Genomic DNA, 16358 nt, shown 5'->3' on the forward strand with positions numbered 1-16358 from the left:
AATCTATCAATTATTCAGCAATTATCCATGAAAATCTTGAGAAGAATGTTGATTCGATTTTGTAGCATTTGTTGGTATTGCTGATACTCTGTGCCTGCTTGCTCACTTGATTAAGTTGTTGCTCAGCTTGCCTTATAGCTTGGTTAACTTGATTTAATACTTGATTAGAACTTACAGCTTGTTAGCCCCGATTAAGAATTTGAACTGCTTGCTGAATAGACTGTTAAAGTTGTTGATCAGTTTGTCGAAGCTGTTGGTAAGTATGATTACTAAATTCATTTAACTGTTGAAGTAATTGATTTTGCTATCCTTACTTTTGATAAGACTGTTGGTTTAATAATTGTGTAATTACTTCAGAAAAATCGGCTTCAGCAGCTTTTTTCACTTCATTTTTAATATGTTTTTTGTAGCTCATTTAATGTGCTTCCTTAGACCGTTGATAATGTTCATCTTCTACTAAATGGCCCGCTTGTTAAATAAAAAGTCGCTAATATGATGAATAATTATTTTCGTTATTGCTCTCATAAATTCTTGAACTACTTCCCAAAGGATGGTATCCGTCACCAATATAGGTGAATCCATATTTTTCATAGTATCCAATGTGGTCAGTACAAAGGAAAACTTTATTGAATCCTGCTTTTTCGGCATCAGCTTTAGCACGTAAAAGTAGCTCTTTGCCTAAAGACATACCACGATAGCTATTTTCAATATAAAGAGCACATATCCAAGGCCATAAATCCATACGACTAAATTCAATCCCCCTCTTCAACTATCCTCCCCTTTAGTTCAAAAGAAAAAAGGACCATAAGCAGCTCGACGATCTTAAAGTAAAGCACCCTTTAGCTTAAGAACAATTCTTCACAAACCTTCATCTTGAACTGATGTACCATTCATTAATTTTTGAATAGAATTCATCTTCCATATTAAAAAACCAATCAAAGCCCCAAGCATTCTAAGAATAATGTCATCAACATCAAACCATCCTGTTCTTGTAACTAATTGTGCAACTTCAATAATGAGTAACAATATAACCATTGTAAATGAAAATACAATTACTTTGTTTACTTTTCTTATGAAGTATGGAAGATAGATACCCATTGGCAAAAACATCAGAGCATTTCCAATCAGGTTTTTAATTGGTATATCCATATTCATCGAACCATCGAAAATAGCTGTAATATATGTAGTTATCGTTTTAAATGGGGCTAAATTCGTGTACCATTTGATATATTCTGTCAATGACAGATCAGTCTCGATATAACTCCCACTAATACCAAAAAATAATAGTACTGTTAATACAGATAAATAAAGCACAAAACTTATACTTAGAATTACTCTAGATTCTTTATTCATTTCACCCTCCATTTTTGCAATTTTTCTTTTAAACATTCTTCAATAAACCTGCCCGTTAGTTGAATAACTTCAACAAAAAGAGCGCTAATCCTTCTTCGATTAACGCACCCTTTAGTTTAAAAAAGCATTGCCAGCCATAGTGGAAAACATAACAGTCAATAAAACACCAAGAATACAACAAATAATACCTATTATAGCTTTTCCTTTTTGTTTGGAACGATTTACTTCTTTTAACCCTAAAAATCCATAAATTAGTCCAATAATACCAAGTATTAGACCTAAAGCCACAAGAGAAGTAATAATTGAAAGAATACCAAGAAACAGTGATATAATACATTTTTTATTATTCTTGAAATCAATATCATTTGATACATCTACATTGCCCATTTTGACCCCCCTTTGTTCTTTCTAATCCTTTTTCAACATTCGTTACCTCGGAAGTTCAGTATGTGAATAACATTTTATTAAACAATCCTGTCCCTTTAGTGAATTCAACAAGAAAGGATGTTTATCCTTCTTTTACCTTATTCAACTAAACTGCCATTTACTTCAATAAGAAAAAGCTATTCTCCTTCTTGAAAAATAGCCCCAGTAGTTGAAATAAGATTAAGTCAATTAAATCTTTTCTTTAATTTTTTCAATAACAGTCTTATAATATTTGATTTGATGAGGTGCAAATTTATTCCTTCCTACATTCTCTGCAATTAAAATTTTATTTCCATCTTTTTTCATTTTTAATCCTCTTATCTTAATAGTTTCTCTTTCACCTAACCAGAGTTCTGCAAAATGGTTAAATTCGGCTCTTACAATCCCGGCAACTTCTTCTTCTTGAAGAGTAAAGTCCTCAAAGGATTTTTCACATTTATACAAAAATACGTTTGCTATTTCCTTATCTATAAAATCTTCTTTTATTACACAGTAGTCTATTATTTCCAAAGGTATTAATTCCTGAAAGGAAATATCAATCCCAACCTCTTCTATAATCTCTCTTACACCATCTTGAACCGTTTCATTAGCCAGTAAATGTCCAGCAGCAGTAATATCCAAAAGATTAGGGTAGTCTTTTTTTGTATTACTACGGAGTTGTAAATAAAGATAATCAGTTCCCTCTTCTTTACAAATAAACCAACAGTGAAAAGCTTCGTGCCAATATCCAAGTTTATGTACATCTTCACGAGTAGCAATGCCTATTTGATTTCTATATTCATCAAAAATTTTTAATTGTTCATTTTCCATACAGTCTTCCCCCTAAGGTTTTAAATTCACCTTATATCTCTCATAATACTTATGTTACTAAACTACTCATTAAAGACCAAGAAAAAGATTCATTCCCTAAATCCTCATTTTAAGTATTTAATTCGGGGAATATTACAGCCTTTCCTTTATTGCTTTAAAGATTTTCTCCCAATATTCTTTCATTTCTTCTCTTATTCCGAAATATAGCCCGATACATAAAAAGAGCACAATTCCATTCCGGAAAAGCGCCCTATTCTAGAATAACCAAAATAATAATTGAAATATCATATAGATTAAAAAACTCGTAGTTAACCAAAGGAATTTCATGAAATTGTCAATTAAATCTACTTTATCTACCGGCTTATTGGATATTAGGAAAGCCCTGGATATTTAACAACAGGCCATTTCTCCTTACGTAGAGAATTGATCAATTCTGGACCAACATTTAAGTTACTCTTAACTAATTCTTTAGGGGTCAGTGCCATCCATTGATTAAGTGACACGTCTTCAAAGCGGCTACTTTTGAACATCTCTAAAAACCATAATGTTTCGGTACCGATGTTTTGAATATAGTGTCCAGTGGCAAAGGGTACATATCCGACATCACCTGCTCTATAATCAAATGTACGAGCTGCACCGTTTCCTGTAAATACAGTCATTCTCCCTTGTCCTGTAAGGTAATACTGCCACTTGTCTTTATTGGGATGCCAATGAAGCTCCCTCATTGCACCCGGTTCAATCTCAACGAGTGCTGCTGCGATTGTTTTTGATATTGGAAAATTAGAAGAGTCCACAATTCGTACACTACCACCAGGTGTTTTAATTGGTGTTTGTTTAGACAACTCGTGCTTGAAGGTTAAAGGAACTTCTCCAAAGGGTGACTGGACTTCCTGACTCTCCAGTGATCCTGGTACCTCTCCCTGATAAATATAAACCTGTTCCGAAGGAATGGAGCTAAAAGCACTTTCCGGCACGCCAAAATTGGCTGACAGAACATCTATTGGAGTATGTGCAAACCAATCCGAAATAGATAAGGTGGAAAGATCGGAAAAGTTTCCGTCATCGAAGACCAGCAGAAATTCACAATGTTCCAACCCTTGAATTGAATGTGGGATACCAGGGGGGAAGTACCAAATGTCTCCCGGTCCGATGTCGGCTATAAAATTTCGTCCCTTTTGATCAACAGACGTTATGCGTGCCCGTCCTAATAGCAAATAAGACCATTCTGCTTGTTTATGCCAGTGAAGTTCACGTACACCGCCAGCCGTTAAACACATATTTACTCCTGCAAGGGTGGTCGCGATAGGAAGTTCCCTCACCGTGATCTCGCGGGACCAGCCCCCGTGATCTAATTTCATAGAAGTATCTGAGAATGAAAATTTCAAATTAGGGATCAAGCCTGCATCAGTAATAGGTGGTACGAGCATATCCGGATTTTGAAGGTCCCGCATAATATTACGAGGTCCGGAATCAATTCCTCCTGCTCCGTCACTTCGAATAGGTTGAGGAACATTTCCACTTACTTGATTCACGCTTCGTTTTTCCATCATAACGCTCCTCTTTTATGGGATTAATAAGGGAAAGTTCTTTTTCATAGTGTATGACTTGGGCTTAAAATGAGTACTGTGCCTATTGATAAAAAAAAGGGGCAGCCTTTATTGAAGAAATGCTTCCCTAAGTTTTAATAAAAATAACAATCTATTTCAACTATTCAAGACGATTGTTAAGTACAAACCTTCACTTTCTCTAGTAAACTTTAACATTGATATCCTATTTTCTTTAAAGGTTTTATTCCATAAAATGTTACTATCTTAAAGAAAAACGCTATCCTTATATCGAAAAAGCGTCCTATCATGGAATAACAAAATATGAGCTTAGCCCTAAAATTACTTAATTCTTCTTGAAATAACGCTCCCCGTAGCTTTAAAGTGTAAATCTTCACAACTTACTCCGTAAACAAAAAATCAAAAGGCGATGCCTTTATTCAAGCATCGCACTCCTATATTAGTCAAAAAATTATTTTATTTCCATTACTGCAAAGTAATTATTTTCACTATCTGCAAAATTAAATACTCTACCTGGAGGCATATTTACAATTTCTCCGACAGTAACGTTTTTGTTTGATAAGTCACTATATAAATTATCTAAATCTTCAGAGGAGAACATTAAAGAAGGTGTTCCAAGATTTAATTCAGGCGACATTTTCGCAATAAATTCCTTATCTTGGAGAATAATGCTTGTTTCAGCTTCTTTAGTTGGAGCAATTTCAATCCATCTCATGCCTTGACCATTGTCTTCCTCCGAAATTACACTAAACCCTACTTTTTCTGTCCAAAATTCCTTTGCTTCATCTTGGTTATTAACATACAACATGATTTGACCGACTTTACTAATCATTGATTTTTACACTCCTTAAAAAAGTAAATATTAAAATTCAAATGCGCTTAAACCTTACTAAGCCTAAAAAACGCGTTACGGAAAATCTACTTAAGCGACTCCACTAGCTCGTTTAAACGGTCCCAAGTTTCGGTGATGCCCTGCAACATACCCATGTCCATGACGGTCTTAAGGGCCTCTACGGACACATATTCAGCACGGTTTATCAGCTTTGTCTTTCCACCCAATTCGATGAATTCCAATGTCATCTCGGTCGACGGCATGGAGTCATTCAAATTGCCATCGGCATCCGAAAAGTAATCGGTGTAGACGATCTTCTCCGGCTCGATAATCTCCTTATAAACCCCTTTGCCCCAGGCTTCCATACCAAAAAATTCACCCAAATTCTGATCGACACACTTCATACAGTAGTGCCAAACGCCTCCCGGTCGGAAATCGACGGTGCAAACAGGAATCTCCCAGCCCCTCGGCCCCCACCAGCGTTTCAGATGCTCAGGCTCTTTAAACATCTTGAATACAAGATCACGTGGCGCGTCGAAAACGCGCTCCAGTACAAGTACCCGATCGTTCTCTACTCTCGATACCATTGCGTTGTTTGACATTGTAAATCCTCCTTGGTCATGAAATAATTTATGATTTTTCCTTGTTCTGCAATTCCTTCAAATAATCATCTAGATTGTCGAATCTCTCTTGCATCACACGCTGGAAGGACTGAATCCAAGAATCCAGCGCTTGGAAGGGTTCGGGCCGGAGCTTGTAGATTCGGCGGTTAGCTTCAGCCTGCACCTCCACAATCCCGTTGTCGCTAAGCACTTTTAAATGCTTTGAAGTTTGGGGCTGTCTCAATCTCAGCTGGTCGGCGATTTCCCCCACGGTTAGGGGACCTTGGCGCAAGAGTTCGACGATATTCATACGATTTGGTTCAGACAAAGCGCTCAGCGTCGTTATGTTTACGCTCGGAATGTTCCCTGACATGTCGCTCACCTCGTCAAATGATGGTCGCCGGAAAAATATTTTCTACATCATCACTAGTATTACCATCCTGTTAATTCGATTATACTCTAATAGGAATATTCCCGTCAAGGAATATTCGAAACCTAAAGTGGCACCGAGTCAGCGCCAAATTCACAGAATCCAATCCTTCATAGGTTGAGTTTAGTGCTAATAACCAATAATAGGCACTCGATTTGTCCTCAATGTACCATTTTTGACTAATTTCACCAATCTAGCCACTTTAACGCAGTAAAAACGAAAGAGGTTGCGAGTACAATGATAATTATATTTTACAACTAAGTAATAATTTATCTCAGTAATTATTTCAACTAATGCAAAAGTAAACTTAAATAAAAGTTCACTGCAACTCTGTGTTTATATGACACAATACACATTTTTGTCATATACTTCTTCCACGATCCTAACACATTAGCTTAAGTATATATATTCTTAATCTTCACGTCCCAATTAAAATTGTTATTCAACAATCTTGCCCTAAAATGAAAAAATGAGCGCTTACCCTTGTTCAAGGATAGCGCCCGTTAATGGAATAACATTTATATTTTGCAGATAAACGTCTACTGCTTCCCAAATAACTTTACTTAATCTATATACTGACTTTACTGGGCTTTAATATTCAGATGCTATGATTGGTTTAGCAACTAATGAGGAGGTAGAATAAATGAATGTGCGTGCAATATTTATTGATATGGATGGTACACTACTTAAAGCCTCAAACGACATTTCCCGCAGAAATATGGAAGCCATTTATAAGCTAATGAATCAGGGAGTACTGGTTTTTCTAGCCACTGGTCGACAGTATGAAGTAACCGCTCCCTACCATAAAGAAATTGGATTACGAACTCCGATGATCTGTTTGAATGGTGCCGCTATTCACGATCCAGAAACAGGAAGAGTTTTGCAAATGAAAACCATCCCATTAAACGAAGAACGATTTCACCATCTGACCGCTGAAATTCCATGTAATGTTATTATCCATACAGCAAATGGGCTTTATTGTAAGGAAACAAATGAAGAAATCGATTATTGGACAAAAGTTGGGCAAATTCCCCCACGGTATATTGGAGATTTAAGACAGGCGAATTATAAAGATGTTCTTAAATATAGTGTTCGAACAGGTGCACCATGTCCTGAATTATCCGCTTTATTTAAAAACGAAGCAGAAGTCATCGATTGGATTGACGGGTTTGAGATGGTTGCTCCTAATATTTCCAAATGGTCTGCTATAAAAGGCTTACTTACCGAATTTCAAATTAGTCCTAATGAAGTCTTAGCCATCGGAGACGGACCCAATGATATAGAGATGCTTCGTCATGTCGGTATTGGTGTGGCAATGGGGAACGCTAGCGAAAGGGTTAAAGCAGCAGCTGATTTTGTTACAGGACACCACGAAAATGATGGATTAGCTGAGTTTATAGAACGTTATCTTCTTAAATCGTATGAATTATATGCGATTTAATTTTTTATTAGATCGTGTATCTTCATTAGAACATTATCATTCATGTGTTGATTAATTAACAATATCATGAGCCCGGTACAATACCGAGTTCACTGCCAATTAGCTGCCTAATAAAAATCCCGTGTCTAACTTTATGGGGTCACTTCATTATTGTAGATAAGCGCTCTTTAATGGAATAGTTGAAACATCCCCCCATTACCGAGTGCTCTTAAATCTATTTAAACACTAACTTTAATTTTGACTTGCGGAAGCCGTCAAATACATTGATTGCCGCAGATAACATATAGAAGAAACAAGAACGGTTACTGGTTTAGAGTACCGTTGCATGGTCTGTTATCTGGCTTGGAATTACAATGATATTGGCATGCTTCGCACATATTGCCAAAATGGCACCAGCCCTTATGTTTGCTGTATTGAATATCATTTAGTAATCCTAAATGCAGAACTTCTACAACATTCCTTTTCATAAGATTAGTAAATATCCAACACCTTATGAGCATTCGTATCATTAAAGGCATTGCTCCACAATTTGGCCCAATTCATAAATAAGATCACAATTCTTGCAGTATAAATGCTCACGAATACAGAAAATCCAATATTACTTTAGAGTAGTTCTATTTCAAATACCCCCTTAAATCAAAAAGCCAATCACCATTCATCTATTTCAATGGTCTTGGCTCATTATTTGTTGTAAGTTATGGATATGTCAGCAAGCACCGGGAAATGATCACTTGGAAATTGGCAATTCTTTCGATAGTTAATGATTTCAATTTCATTAGTTGTAAGGTTTCCTTTCCCGAGAATCCAGTCAATACGCTTGTCAGGTCCTTTACCAGTAGGATCTTCAAAACCATTAAATGTTCCTAAGTCTTCATTAATTCTTGTCACAGCTTTTTCCCATAAATCATTAAATTCTCCATCACTTGTTAATATTTGGTGTGGAAGACTATCTGGTCCAGCATTAAAGTCGCCCGTTACAATTACCGGTAAATTTGGATCAAATTCTTTTGTTACTTTAAGAATTAATTCTGCACTTTTTTGTCTTGCATTAGCGGATTGATGATCAAAGTGTGTATTCACAAAATAGAACGGTTTGTTGCTTTTTTTATCAAGAAACTTTGCCCAAATAACCATTCTTGGAACATGGTTTCCCCATGTCTTTGAACGAATTACTTTCGGTGTGTCAGATAACCAAAAACGGTCATACTCTAGCACGCTGTAATCTTTTTCTTTATAAAAGATCACGGAGTGTTCTCCACGATTACTCCCAATCCAATTATAATTATGTAATGTATTTTTCAAATCTTGTAATTGCCTATATAACACTTCTTGTGCCCCAATGATATCAGGTTTCTCCATGTTGATCAGTCTTCTAATCGTAGGAACCCTTTCATCCCAAGTGTGGGGCGCGGAATCATTGCTATTTTTGTGTCTCAGATTAAAAGTCATCGCTTTTACATCTACCGACGTCCATTGGTCTTTGTTTTCTGCAGCAAACCCAGTTGAAGTTCCTGAGGACAAACCACTTAGGGCAACTAGAAAAGCGGCTACCACTAACAATAGGGATTCCAAAACTTTCTTCAATCTAATACCTCCTCGTTAAGCTATGTGACTGGAAAGCAAAGGAATAACTAATATACTAAATGACAAAACCTTTGTTTATATCCATCATCGGAACTCCCACATGATACAATTTTTCATTTTTTATCCCTTTTGTTAAGAAATCTTATCCAATTAAATGGCTCAATTCAATAATAAAGGCACATTTCTTTCTCAAGAAATGTGCCTTTAAAGGAAAGACCAAACACAAAAAATGGCGAGTTTCCTTACTTTAATATTCTCCTTTAATTACAAAATACGAACCCCGAATGGTTCCAGCTAGTTTCGACTTCTGCCTAGCAAACTTAAACTTCCCTTCTAGCTCCTTTGGGACCTCCATCCCCTCAGAAAGCTTAAAACCAACAGCCCGCTTCTTAGGGTCATCAACCGTATACATGACGTTGACAGAAAGACCATCCTCATAAAAAACGTAGGCCATTTTGATATTTTCTACTTGAAAATGTGACGTTTCTAAAGGTTTGGCCGCAAACTCAATATCACGTTCTTCTTTTAAAATTCGGTTCACATAATCAAGTGTCTCGCAGGACTCGCTAGCTGGTACAACCGTAAATTCATGCTTGTATTTGTTCATAAAATAACGGGCTTCATTAGCACGTAGACCAGCAAGCGCTTCTACTACAGGTGAAGATTCTAAACCAACCGTAGACACATTTTTAAAATCAACAATATAGGACATTTCCATCCCACCTTTTATCTCTTTATTTCCTAACAACAGGAATCCACATTTCACCATAAACTAAGCCGTCTCGTTGCCCCATCACAACCTCTGCATTTGGCCCACCAACATAGGCAACTTTATTTTCTTCTGCTAAGGCTTGACCAAAAGCAATACCTGTCACTTTATTACTCATTTCTTCAACCGTATTCCCTTCCCCTTTAACAACTAGGTATTCCCCCTTAGGAAATTGGATCACTCTGGTTTCTCCTAATTCCGGTGCCGATGCCTCTGTCATAACACCAGCATAATGCATCATCTTGTTATTTACTGCTTCGTTTACGATAAAAAGGTAGTCGTTTGCAGCTATGGATATTAAAGTGTCAAGCCTTCCATCTTTTCTGACAGCCTGCCAAAAGTCTGACTTTTCCTTGTTTATGCCAGCAAAGTCCGTGTAATCACTCTCAAGCTCAGTTCCAGTACCCAACACGGTAAAGCCGTCTTTTTCTTCAAGGATATAATCTGCCATATTCAAAACCTTCCTTTTTTTAAAATTTACCAAATGACTTGTCGTCTTCACTTGATAAGTATATGATAGCCTTAAATCATGTCAAAATATGATACTGTTTAGGAGTGCCGATGAAAAAAGTTGAACGGATTAATACGATCATGCGATATATTAATAACCGCTCCCACTTTACAATTACTGAAATCATGCAAGAATTTAACATCTCGCGTTCGACAGCTATTAGAGATATCAGAGAAATAGAGGCACTGGGGATGCCACTTGTCGCTGAAGTTGGAAGGGATGGGGGTTATTCTGTCATGCACAACTCTGTCCTGCCCGTTGTTCGCTTTACTGATAATGAAGTTAAAGCTCTTTTTATCGCATTTATGGCCACAAGGAATCAACAACTTCCCTATCTGAAGAGTCGTCAATCTTTAGCTGAAAAATTACTAGGACTCATTTCAGAAAACCAGCAGGATGACCTTGTGCTTTTAAATCAAATCTTACTTTTTGCAGGGACCAATCCCAATAATCCCGACCTACTTGAGCTTTCAGATCTCCCCCATCCCATGTTAGAAAAACTCATCCAAATCCTTCTTTTGGATAGCTATTTATTGATTTCCATCAAAGAAGAGAAGGTAATAAGGTCTTATCCCATTTATCTATTGCACCTTTATCAAGAAAAAAGCCAATGGCTAATTGAAGGCTTTGACTTAAAGGAAGAAAAAAAGAAGATTTTTTCTGTCGACGATCTTACCAGTGTCGAGCCCTATACGACGAAAAAAAGATTAAGTAAGAAAAAGATTTTAGAAAAACTAAGTAAGCAGGAAGAAGCAATCAACCTTTTCCTTGAACTTGGTCCAAAAGCGATTCTCCAGTTTAAAAAATACCATCCTTTAAAATTTTCAATTTCCTATACGAATCCTTACCAAACTACAGCTAATCTAAAGACTTTCATCAATGTTAATAAGCCCGAAGAATTGAGAGAAATAACAAATTGGCTACTTTTCCTAGGTGGTGATATTAAGATCAGGGAAGTGCCAGAAAGAGTCTTAGAAGCTTTAAAAGAGAGATTATTCTTATATTGCCCATAAACAGCAGCTAGTTAACCTAGATAGTTTCCTAGTTACCCCCCCTAATTCTGCACACCTGGAGGAAACTTACTGCTGCTGCTTGCCGGATGAACAATATCTAAAAATAAATCATCCATCCAAGGAATATCATTTTCGATTCAATGCATACGCATATATCTATATATCATTGAACAATATCACCATTAGCATCAAACATCGTAGTTACAGAATGTAAATAGCCTTAATTATAATATCACTTCTCCTGGTTTAATCCGTAAGTGGAGAGGATAATTCGCATCTAGCGGATTTGAACCCCTGACCTCTTGACTGATAGTCAAGCGCTCTCCCACGATGATTACTTTAACTGACCCAAACATTATATTTATTGCATACAAAAACGGAATTTCTTAATTTGCGGGGTTTCTCCAAACGACTCCTCTTCGCTCATATTCCATTCGATGTTCAACTGCAGCTGCTATCTCAGCTCCCGAAAACCTCTCAATAATCCATAATTCTAGATCAATTCCTGAAGTTACTCTCCTAGCTGTGATTACACTACCTTCATCAACAATTCGATATCCCAAGTAATCAGCTCCATACCTAGGAAGTTCATCTTTCGCCAGATAATGCATAGCAACGCTCTTGTCTTTTAAAATACCTGAAGCAGCCATCAACATACCACCTGTACAAACTCCGCATACGATCGTACCTTCGTCATGCATAGCCGAGATGATCTGTGTTAACTCTCTCTTCTCAGCCTCTTGTCTGGCCCCATGCTGGGCTTTATGGTTCCAGCCACCGCCAGGGATAATTAACAATTCTGGACTGTTGTCTAAACGTAAAAAATCATGGACTGTTACTTGAACGCCAAAGGATGCGACGACTTCTTTTTGAGACCGACTTGCGACTAATTCAACCTCGAATGGAGCACCTGCCTCAATTCCCCGCTTTAAAACCTCAAAAGGTGCCAAAGCGACAAGTTCCCCAAATCCTTCAAATAATACAATTTGTATCTTCACCCTTATACTCTCCTTTGAATATAAATGTTACTTACATTCGGCAAATTACCTGAGGATTGTAACTTTTAATCTTTTCGCTACACTTTATTATCAAGTATATAATAACGGCATCTGCCGTTTAGATAGTTGTATGTATGGTGGACAAAATTTCCGAAATGTTTGCTGGACTCCTAGTAGTAATTGTAGACGTTTTTTTGGTTCTAAGTTCCGATAACTATATTTATAGAAACCTAGAACCAAAGTACAGCAGCAAAGAAGATTTTGACCAAATAATGGATGTTTAGTCTGAAATATGTTTCATTAGGGAAGCAAGGAAAGTTTGGAATGACCATTGGAGATATTTTGAAATGAGTATGTTAAACAGAGAATGGCAGGCATTAAATAATTAAGCTGCCAAATCTCTGCTCCTCTAACAAAAGCTAAATTCACCTTTAAGGAGGACTTCGCTTTTGGTTTATAATTTTTATTGATATGTGCCTGGCACTTTGACTTATATCAATCCTAACCCGAGACTGAATTTCTCGAAATATGGCGGTGTTTTAGGCTTTATTCTTCATCGTACCTGAAACTAATTTGATAATGAACACTACGACAGCTAATACGAGTAGAAGGTGTATAAGGCCTCCGGCAATATGGAATACAAGCCCGAGTATCCAAAATAATAGTAATAAACCAATGATTGTCCAAATCAATCTAATTCCTACTTTATTAGATAAATATTTTGCTATATGTATAATACCCAAAAATAATAAAACTAAATTGATTTGTACAATTTATTAGTTTGGAATTTCCTTTAGATGAGTGAATGGGGTTATCAAATAAAATAAAACAGGGATGGGAAGCCCTTTCCTGTTTTATGTCTATTTAGAAAGCATGTTATCTAAGTATTGCTTAATAGCCTCAACGTTACCAGAGACCGCTTCTTCTCTAATCTCATCTTTCCTCATTTTGTCCAATGATTTTTTCAAGATATCTTGTTCTTCAGATTGTGGTATTACCACAACACCATTTGCATCACCAACTATAATATCTCCGGGATTTACAGCTGTTCCTCCACAAGAAATAGGAACATTAATTTCACCTATTCCAGCTTTTCCGCTAGAAGCTACAGAAGTCCCTTTGGCGAAAACGGGGAAATTTAGTTTCTTAATACCAACAATATCACGAATCACGCCGTCAACTACTATTGCACCAACTCCAAGTGTTTGAGCCATCCCTACAATAAAGTCCCCAGCTATGGCTCGATATTGATCCCCTTTAGCATCAATTACGATAATATCTCCGGGATTGGCTTCACGGATTGCTCTTAGAATCGCTAAGTTATCACCAACAGGAATCTTCACAGTTAAAGCTCTTCCAGCAAGTGTCTATTCTTCTTTTAGAGGCTTAATAGTTGGATGCATATTATTTAAACCATCCAAAACATCTGAAATACAGGTAGTGGGTATGTTCATAAATTGCTTAAGAATAGGTTCCATAGAATCCTCCTTAAAAAATAAAATTATACAGTTGCTTGAATTCATTTAGAAATATAAAAAAATTATTGTTTTCTATAAGATAAGATTATTATCCCGGTGATTGTGCTCAACAATCGGGCAATTAAACGGAATAATGCAGGAGATTTCAGAAAGGCGCCGAAATAGAAAATTTATAATTAGAAGGAGTGTGACTGGTTATGTCTCACGCTAAAGACGTTTTGGAAGATCAATTGTTAGCAAATGCGAACGACCAAAGCTGGTACGTTCCGTTTTCAGAATCAGTTGCAAACTTATCAGAGGATGAAGCGTTTTGGAAACCCAATGATGAAAGCAACAGTATTGCAGAAATTGTACAACATCTCCTTTACTGGAATGAAACTTGGCAAAAGAGATACAAAAAATCTCATGTGAATGCTGTTGCGCCTATAAGTGACAATAATGAAAGCTTTATTATTCCGGAAAATAGAACGTTTGCTGACTTAAAAAAGTGCCTCTTAGCGGTCCTGCTTCAATGGCAAGACCTACTGGCTAAAGAAAAGATAGAAAATGATGTGAATGGTTTCCCTGAGACCGCAAAGTGGTGGGAAGTTCTAGGAAATTTGTCCACGCATAACGCCTACCACATTGGGCAAATCGTTTACATTCGCAAACTACAAAAAAGCTGGAAAACTAATATTAAAGCGGAATAAATAAGGCAACTTACATTTTTTTGTTCCGCTTTAGGGCGTTTTTCTTGAATATGTAGTCGTCTTTTTGATTACATCAGATAAAATTTAAAAACAGAGTAAACGACTTTTTTTCAAACAACATTGTTATGAGTGCCAAAAAAGTTGTTTAATTACAAACAAAGAAGTTTTAAATGTTTTCAAACCTAAATCGTAAAAAGTCATAAAAAATAAGGGGTGATACATATTATACATGACTATGTGTTTCATCCCTTTTACTTTTTGTTTCACAATCGCGCCCGATAATAGAATAACCTAATATAATACCAGTCTTAGCATTCTATTCTCCAATTCCGATTACACTGCTAATGTTAATTCTTTTCTTTATCAGTCCATAGAACCCTGTATAAAAATGCAAGCTCAGCCTCTTCAATGCCGACAGGTAGTTCACCATTTTCACTTCCAACAGAACACAGCCCGTTTTTTGTAGTGCCTAGCCATGCTGCTAAATAAACAGGTTCGTTTTTCTTTAAAGTAACCTTTTCGCCTACTAAATTACTAAAAGAAGAAGACGTCATGTTATTTGAATAATTCGTTGTCGCAAGCCCGGATGGTATGCCAGATATCAATTTTAAGGGACGATTTTCATCATTAAAGTCACTTATTCCAAAGGAAATAAGGCTATTTTTATAATTTCTTTCGGCCCCCCCCCAAGTCTTTAGCAATTCTTCTTTAAACTTGCCTTGTTCATATACCTCCACTGAGATTTGAAAATCATCATCTTCAGCTAAAGTGCCATTCAGCTTAAAAAATTGAATAAGTTCCACTCCTGAATTGCTAATAAGCAGACTTTCTTTTTCACTCATTTTATATGGCTAAATGGTAATTTTCATATTTGAGGACGTTTTATCTTTTTCTACACCCGCACACCCTGTTAACAGCAAGATAAGAATTACAAACAAGCAGTGGCGTTTAAAGCTTCGCATTTTTACTCTCCAATCAATTTGTCAGGAGTTATTTCATATTACTCCTATGCTCACATTAAATGATCTCAACCCTAAATAGGCGCAGATTCTTACTCTAGAAATGCGCCCGATCGTGGAAGATCGAAGAGTTTAAAAGAGCTTCAAAAATTGATCTTTTGTTATTGTGCTAACGCACCCGTTAGTTGAATAAGCACCTTCTCTTTTACTACACATTATAGTCGAAATGCGTATTAGATATTAATCGTATTTTTTCCACCCATTTGTCATACTTCAAACTTCATGTATCAAATGGAATTAGCGATAAATTATTTTCCATTCTTAATGAAACTTAAGAGGGTTTTCTTAATTGAGTGTAGAAAAATATATGTGCAAACAAAACACAGGAGGCTACTATGACTAATTTAATATCACATATTGCTACACTGGAAATACCAGTTACTAATTTAGAAGAATCTATAGAGTTTTATATCGATATCCTGGGTGCCGAAGTCCACTTTCAAGGTAAAAAAAATGCTATGCTTACTATGAAATCAAAAGGAGTTCCAACGATTTTCTTGGTTGAAACTGAAGAAATTAATGGATTATCATTCAGAAATACAAATACTAATATCGTTCATAGCATAATTGACTTTTATACTCCTACCTTAAAAGAATTATATGAGTGGCTTGAAGGAAAACAAGTTGAAGTTGGTCCTTTAAATTTACAAGGCGAATTTGGAGGTTTTGGATTTAAAGATCCTTCTGGAAATTGGTTAAGTGCCTGCAATATCCTTCACCCAGAACAGTAATTTTTTTTTACTATTTAAGTTACAGGCGTAATTTTTTTGCGCTTTTCTTTCTATTACACATAATGAGTCTAATGCGACATAAAAACTCCCATTTTCTTCTTCAACTA

At 36.3% G+C, this 16358-nt stretch carries 18 protein-coding genes and 1 pseudogene; 4 read left to right on the forward strand and 15 right to left on the reverse strand.

Features of this window, described 5'->3' with window-relative positions:
• Positions 1-487 precede the first annotated feature (487 nt).
• From KHA88_RS05035 to KHA88_RS05070, 8 genes are all read right to left on the reverse strand, one after another.
• On the reverse strand, positions 488-769 hold the full coding sequence (locus KHA88_RS05035; RefSeq protein ID WP_249312899.1) for a GNAT family N-acetyltransferase: 282 nt from the start codon (positions 767-769) through the stop codon (positions 488-490).
• 89 nt (positions 770-858) lie between these two features.
• Positions 859-1389 carry a VanZ family protein gene (locus KHA88_RS05040; RefSeq protein ID WP_249312902.1) on the reverse strand — a complete coding sequence of 177 codons (531 nt, stop codon included), beginning with the start codon at positions 1387-1389 and terminating at the stop codon, positions 859-861.
• A gap of 75 nt (positions 1390-1464) precedes the next feature.
• Positions 1465-1740, reverse strand: a complete 276-nt coding sequence (locus tag KHA88_RS05045; RefSeq protein WP_213107139.1) for a DUF4190 domain-containing protein — start codon at positions 1738-1740, stop codon at positions 1465-1467.
• A gap of 228 nt (positions 1741-1968) precedes the next feature.
• Positions 1969-2589, reverse strand: a complete 621-nt coding sequence (locus tag KHA88_RS05050) for an NUDIX hydrolase (protein ID WP_213121463.1) — start codon at positions 2587-2589, stop codon at positions 1969-1971.
• A gap of 371 nt (positions 2590-2960) precedes the next feature.
• Positions 2961-4136: an oxalate decarboxylase family bicupin gene (locus KHA88_RS05055; RefSeq protein WP_213121464.1), complete on the reverse strand. Its 1176-nt coding sequence runs from the start codon at positions 4134-4136 to the stop codon at positions 2961-2963.
• A gap of 469 nt (positions 4137-4605) precedes the next feature.
• A complete protein-coding gene (locus KHA88_RS05060; protein ID WP_213121465.1) occupies positions 4606-4986 on the reverse strand; it encodes a VOC family protein in 381 nt (126 codons plus the stop codon).
• 86 nt (positions 4987-5072) lie between these two features.
• Positions 5073-5588 carry an SRPBCC domain-containing protein gene (locus KHA88_RS05065; protein WP_213121466.1) on the reverse strand — a complete coding sequence of 172 codons (516 nt, stop codon included), beginning with the start codon at positions 5586-5588 and terminating at the stop codon, positions 5073-5075.
• Between the two features lie 28 nt (positions 5589-5616).
• A complete protein-coding gene (locus KHA88_RS05070) occupies positions 5617-5961 on the reverse strand; it encodes an ArsR/SmtB family transcription factor (RefSeq protein WP_213121467.1) in 345 nt (114 codons plus the stop codon).
• 700 nt (positions 5962-6661) lie between these two features.
• Between KHA88_RS05070 and KHA88_RS05075 the strand changes: the two genes are divergently transcribed.
• Positions 6662-7459, forward strand: a complete 798-nt coding sequence (locus KHA88_RS05075; protein WP_213121468.1) for an HAD family hydrolase — start codon at positions 6662-6664, stop codon at positions 7457-7459.
• 681 nt (positions 7460-8140) lie between these two features.
• Here the strand turns inward: KHA88_RS05075 and KHA88_RS05080 are convergent.
• The 3 genes from KHA88_RS05080 to KHA88_RS05090 form a co-directional block, all read right to left on the reverse strand.
• On the reverse strand, positions 8141-9043 hold the full coding sequence (locus tag KHA88_RS05080) for an endonuclease/exonuclease/phosphatase family protein (RefSeq protein ID WP_213121469.1): 903 nt from the start codon (positions 9041-9043) through the stop codon (positions 8141-8143).
• Positions 9044-9290: 247 nt separating this feature from the next.
• Positions 9291-9755 (reverse strand): phage tail protein, encoded by a 465-nt coding sequence (locus KHA88_RS05085; RefSeq protein ID WP_213121470.1) that lies wholly within the window; start codon positions 9753-9755, stop codon positions 9291-9293.
• Positions 9756-9777: 22 nt separating this feature from the next.
• Positions 9778-10263, reverse strand: coding sequence for a GyrI-like domain-containing protein (locus KHA88_RS05090; protein ID WP_213121471.1), 486 nt, complete (start codon positions 10261-10263; stop codon positions 9778-9780).
• Positions 10264-10373: 110 nt separating this feature from the next.
• Between KHA88_RS05090 and KHA88_RS05095 the strand changes: the two genes are divergently transcribed.
• Entirely contained in the window at positions 10374-11336 is a 963-nt protein-coding gene (locus KHA88_RS05095) for a helix-turn-helix transcriptional regulator (RefSeq protein ID WP_213121472.1), read from the forward strand.
• A 386-nt stretch (positions 11337-11722) separates the two neighbouring features.
• Here the strand turns inward: KHA88_RS05095 and KHA88_RS05100 are convergent, their stop codons facing one another.
• The 3 genes and pseudogenes from KHA88_RS05100 to KHA88_RS05110 form a co-directional block, all read right to left on the reverse strand.
• Positions 11723-12334 carry a DJ-1/PfpI family protein gene (locus KHA88_RS05100; protein WP_213121473.1) on the reverse strand — a complete coding sequence of 204 codons (612 nt, stop codon included), beginning with the start codon at positions 12332-12334 and terminating at the stop codon, positions 11723-11725.
• Between the two features lie 539 nt (positions 12335-12873).
• Positions 12874-13077 carry a lmo0937 family membrane protein gene (locus KHA88_RS05105; protein ID WP_430413692.1) on the reverse strand — a complete coding sequence of 68 codons (204 nt, stop codon included), beginning with the start codon at positions 13075-13077 and terminating at the stop codon, positions 12874-12876.
• 117 nt (positions 13078-13194) lie between these two features.
• A pseudogene (locus KHA88_RS05110) lies at positions 13195-13812 on the reverse strand (RraA family protein).
• A gap of 197 nt (positions 13813-14009) precedes the next feature.
• Between KHA88_RS05110 and KHA88_RS05115 the strand changes: the two are divergent.
• Positions 14010-14501, forward strand: a complete 492-nt coding sequence (locus KHA88_RS05115) for a DinB family protein (protein WP_213121474.1) — start codon at positions 14010-14012, stop codon at positions 14499-14501.
• A 347-nt stretch (positions 14502-14848) separates the two neighbouring features.
• Here the strand turns inward: KHA88_RS05115 and KHA88_RS05120 are convergent, their stop codons facing one another.
• A complete protein-coding gene (locus tag KHA88_RS05120; RefSeq protein WP_249312905.1) occupies positions 14849-15343 on the reverse strand; it encodes a hypothetical protein in 495 nt (164 codons plus the stop codon).
• Between the two features lie 512 nt (positions 15344-15855).
• Here KHA88_RS05120 and KHA88_RS05125 point away from each other — a divergent pair.
• On the forward strand, positions 15856-16251 hold the full coding sequence (locus KHA88_RS05125) for a VOC family protein (protein ID WP_213107134.1): 396 nt from the start codon (positions 15856-15858) through the stop codon (positions 16249-16251).
• Positions 16252-16358 lie beyond the last annotated feature (107 nt).

The sequence above is a fragment of the Lederbergia citrea genome (assembly GCF_018343525.1).
GTDB classification, from domain to species: domain Bacteria; phylum Bacillota; class Bacilli; order Bacillales; family Bacillaceae_C; genus Lederbergia; species Lederbergia citrea.

Bases quoted from the DNA above. Each gene is read 5' to 3' on its own strand.
- KHA88_RS05040 (WP_249312902.1), bottom strand. From the start codon at position 1,389: ATGTTTAAAAGAAAAATTGCAAAAATGGAGGGTGAAATGAATAAAGAA.
- KHA88_RS05045 (WP_213107139.1), bottom strand. From the start codon at position 1,740: ATGGGCAATGTAGATGTATCAAATGATATTGATTTCAAGAATAATAAA.
- KHA88_RS05050 (WP_213121463.1), bottom strand. From the start codon at position 2,589: ATGGAAAATGAACAATTAAAAATTTTTGATGAATATAGAAATCAAATA.
- KHA88_RS05055 (WP_213121464.1), bottom strand. From the start codon at position 4,136: ATGGAAAAACGAAGCGTGAATCAAGTAAGTGGAAATGTTCCTCAACCT.
- KHA88_RS05060 (WP_213121465.1), bottom strand. From the start codon at position 4,986: ATGATTAGTAAAGTCGGTCAAATCATGTTGTATGTTAATAACCAAGAT.
- KHA88_RS05065 (WP_213121466.1), bottom strand. From the start codon at position 5,588: ATGTCAAACAACGCAATGGTATCGAGAGTAGAGAACGATCGGGTACTT.
- KHA88_RS05070 (WP_213121467.1), bottom strand. From the start codon at position 5,961: ATGTCAGGGAACATTCCGAGCGTAAACATAACGACGCTGAGCGCTTTG.
- KHA88_RS05075 (WP_213121468.1), top strand. From the start codon at position 6,662: ATGAATGTGCGTGCAATATTTATTGATATGGATGGTACACTACTTAAA.
- KHA88_RS05085 (WP_213121470.1), bottom strand. From the start codon at position 9,755: ATGTCCTATATTGTTGATTTTAAAAATGTGTCTACGGTTGGTTTAGAA.
- KHA88_RS05090 (WP_213121471.1), bottom strand. From the start codon at position 10,263: ATGGCAGATTATATCCTTGAAGAAAAAGACGGCTTTACCGTGTTGGGT.
- KHA88_RS05095 (WP_213121472.1), top strand. From the start codon at position 10,374: ATGAAAAAAGTTGAACGGATTAATACGATCATGCGATATATTAATAAC.
- KHA88_RS05115 (WP_213121474.1), top strand. From the start codon at position 14,010: ATGTCTCACGCTAAAGACGTTTTGGAAGATCAATTGTTAGCAAATGCG.
- KHA88_RS05120 (WP_249312905.1), bottom strand. From the start codon at position 15,343: ATGAGTGAAAAAGAAAGTCTGCTTATTAGCAATTCAGGAGTGGAACTT.
- KHA88_RS05125 (WP_213107134.1), top strand. From the start codon at position 15,856: ATGACTAATTTAATATCACATATTGCTACACTGGAAATACCAGTTACT.